1 protein-coding gene is annotated in these 824 nt (G+C 58.5%); it reads right to left on the reverse strand.

Going from position 1 to position 824, the window contains the following annotated elements; translation table 11 throughout:
* Window positions 1–245: 245 nt before the first annotated feature.
* Window positions 246–491, reverse strand: coding sequence for a DUF982 domain-containing protein (locus AC0L2X_RS32440; RefSeq protein WP_473562188.1), 246 nt, complete (start codon window positions 489–491; stop codon window positions 246–248).
* Between the last annotated feature and the right edge of the window lie 333 nt (window positions 492–824).

Consider the following 824-nt stretch of genomic DNA (forward strand, 5'->3'; position numbering starts at 1 on the left):
GCCAAGACCGGCGACATCATCGCCCCGATCCGGGATACAACGGGGCTGAACTCCCGTCTCGACGACGCGGGCGTCGCAGCCGTTGCAAAAGCGGTCGTCGCCATCCGCTCGTACTTCATGCCCAAGCGAGTCAAAGCGGCCCGCATCTGAATCCTGCCTCTGCCAACCAAGGACAGCCGTACGGTGCTCGTGACGCTTACGAAGTACTAAGTGGGGGCTCGGGTATCTGGGCCTGTTGGCGCTAATCAGACGAGCGTCGCACCCACCCCCTCCTCTTCGGCCGCAGCCAGGAATGCCTTCCGAGCCTCCTCAGGTTCCATCTCGTCGGCAAGCACAGCGACGCAGACGTGAAGCGCGAGATTCCACTGAGGGCCACGGTTGGTCCACATTAAGAGTTCCTTGGCTGCTGCCACTGCGTTGTTGACGTGGTGCGTCGTATTGCGACCCTCAGTCCTGACTGGGACCGGAGGGGAGAACCAATAGGTTGCCATAGGGCCACTCCTTGCCGCCCGCTCAAGGCCCCTAAGCAACTTTTGCTCGTCCGTCAGCATTCGTTCTAATGATAAACTAAGCAGCATTCGAAGGTAGCTGCTGGCGGCATCCGACCTCTGCTTAGTTCTCTCGACTTCAACCATCTTTGTACCTAAACCGGTTCCGTATAATGTCGGGAACTAAGGAAAGATCAACAGACGTTTCGTATGGGAGCGTGGGCCAGGGAATGTTGTCAAGCGAAGTGAGGATTTGACCCCCCCCTATTGCCTCACCGAGGAATGTTACCGAACGCGATAGGGCCGACATGGGCCCTTTCTCCATCTGTCGCGGCG

The sequence above is a fragment of the Mesorhizobium sp. WSM4828 genome, assembly GCF_055811175.1.